At 56.2% G+C, this 2,177-nt stretch carries 2 protein-coding genes; both read right to left on the bottom strand.

Going from position 1 to position 2,177, the window contains the following annotated elements; translation table 11 throughout:
- Positions 1–183: 183 nt before the first annotated feature.
- On the bottom strand, positions 184–1,410 hold the full coding sequence (locus tag EOC06_RS35960; protein ID WP_128310028.1) for an acetyl-CoA carboxylase biotin carboxylase subunit family protein: 1,227 nt from the start codon (positions 1,408–1,410) through the stop codon (positions 184–186).
- Positions 1,411–1,791: 381 nt separating this feature from the next.
- A partial coding sequence (locus tag EOC06_RS41095; RefSeq protein ID WP_206631334.1) for an ISAzo13 family transposase occupies positions 1,792–2,177 on the bottom strand: 386 nt, incomplete at its 5' end.

The following is a 2,177-nucleotide window of genomic DNA, read 5'->3' as shown; positions in this document are numbered from 1 at the left end:
GAGAACACAAAGTCCAACGGGTCGACAAACTGTTCTTGCTCGGGCTCGAGCTCTAAGTTGGCGACGCGAGCTCGATCAAAACGAGATAAAGTCTTCAGCATCGCATGCATGCTAGTTCCCTTCGGCGTCGGTTGTAAGCCCTCTAATGAACCGTCCTCACGTCGAGGGCGTCGCAGATTGCCCCTATTCGCCAAGGCTCGAAAATGGTGTAATTGACCAACCGACCAAGTCGACGGCCCGCTGAAGGATCTCAGCGGTTTGGGTACGGCTAGGTGAAGCGACGATGACATGTCCTATCCAATCTCTCGTATCGCCTTTTCTGTTGATCGCCGTCGTGGGTTCGACATAGAATTTGATCTCGGCGACACCTGGCAAAGCGGCCGCCCGACTCTCGCCAGCGATCGAATTGATAGTGCCATCGCGATCAGGAACAAAGATCCGCGCGGCCGCAGTCTGCGAATGCCTTCTGTGCAAATCCCATTCTTCTCCGATGGCAAGCTTGATGTGCTCGGTGATGAGATCGACACCGTAAGCTAGCTGAACCAGTTCAGGATCGGGCGAACCCCCAAGACGCGGATTGACCTCAATGACGACAGGGCCGAGCTTCGTCCACCGGAATTCAATGCAGGTTGGTCCCCAGCCAAGACCGAGAGCTCGCAAACAGCCCCGCGAAACATCGGCGATACGCTTATGCTCGTCATCAGTCAGCGGGGCGGGAAAGGTGATTTCACGAAAGACGAAATGCGGTGGGAGGCCGAAGTCGGCGGCTGAAATGCCAATGACCTCATTTCCCATTATCTCGGCGCAATAGTAGGGGCCCAGTGCGAATTCTTCGACAAGTATCCTCGGCGAAGACCGCCATATGTGCTCCCCGCCCAACAGATAGGTCGTATGTTCAGCCAACTCGTCAACGTTGCGGCACAATCGGACACCCCGGCTGCCGCTGCCCACGGCTGGCTTAACAATCACCGGCAGGCCGATTTCATCGGCAGAGCTTTCTATGTCCGCCGCATCCGCTGCCAAGCGATAAGCAGGTATTGCAACGCCGGCCTCCGCGAGAAGCTGACGTTGAGTGAATTTGTTGCAGCATCGTTCAATGGATTCGGGGTTCGGTCCCGGTAAATCGAAATGGCGGCAGAGCTTGCCAACTGTCGCATAGAACGAGTCCCCGACGGACGTAATGCCAGCAATGTCATAGGTTGCACGTATCAGGGAACATTCGCGGATCAGCGCATCGAGATTGTCTGTATCGACACGGATAGCCTCAATGCCATCCGCCGCAAGATAGTCGTACCGAGCTGGATCAGCCGACAGGGCAATTGGATGAAGACCAAGACGCAGGGCCGCTTGGACGTATAGCGGACCATTATACCTTGAACCTTCAACCAGGATGAGAGCTCTTCTTGCCATTGGCCGTTGACTCCAAGGTTGCGTGTTGCGGCGGTCCTGAGCGTAAGCCCGTGCCTGATCTCAGACCTCGCAGTGAATACCATTATCAGCGATTTGCGGTCGCAAAGATTCTGTAAATTTAGTTTCAAGGATCTGTTGCAACGGCGTAAGCGCTCAGCCGAGGCCGTTCCTCGTTCGGGTCGATCCGGCGTATCAACTGTGCCAGGCGTGAAAGGCAATCGGAACCGAGCTGCGTCCGACGCCTCTTGTCGCTGAACTCATCCACCATAAATCAAATCACGAAGCCGTAGGTTGGTGGTTGGTGAGTCATGAAGCCACAGATTGGTGTCGTCACTCTTGGGGTCGACGACTTAGGGCCCGAGACGGAATAACCGCGGCATTCTAACGGGTAGCGGGTGATATTGTGTAATTCCATTCGCCGTGGAAGGAGTCATGCTTGAGGTTGATGGCGGCCATTTCGGCGTCGGTGACCTTGCTCGCCTTGGGATACTCGTTTTCGTCGAGGCAGCACTGAACGTCGAGGCCTTTGTCCGTCGTGGTCGCGCCGATCAGTTGGACGATGACCTTGTGGCTGATCAGCGGCTTGCCGCGCCAGTTCTGCGTGATGAAGGCAAAGAGGCGATGCTCGATACGGTTCCACTTGCTCGTGCCGGGTGGGTGGTGGGCAACCGTAATGGATAGCCCGGTTTCATTGGCGAAGGCCTGAAGCTCGCGCTTCCACAAGCGGACACGAGCGCCGTTGCTGCCGCCGCAATCAGCGGTGATGA

The organism is Mesorhizobium sp. M7A.F.Ca.MR.362.00.0.0, assembly GCF_004023175.1.
In the GTDB taxonomy this organism is placed as follows: domain Bacteria; phylum Pseudomonadota; class Alphaproteobacteria; order Rhizobiales; family Rhizobiaceae; genus Mesorhizobium.
Note: the sequence above shows the minus strand (reverse complement) of the source record. Positions and strands in the feature narration are given on the sequence as shown.

Bases quoted from the DNA above. Each gene is read 5' to 3' on its own strand.
- EOC06_RS35960 (WP_128310028.1), bottom strand. From the start codon at position 1,410: ATGGCAAGAAGAGCTCTCATCCTGGTTGAAGGTTCAAGGTATAATGGT.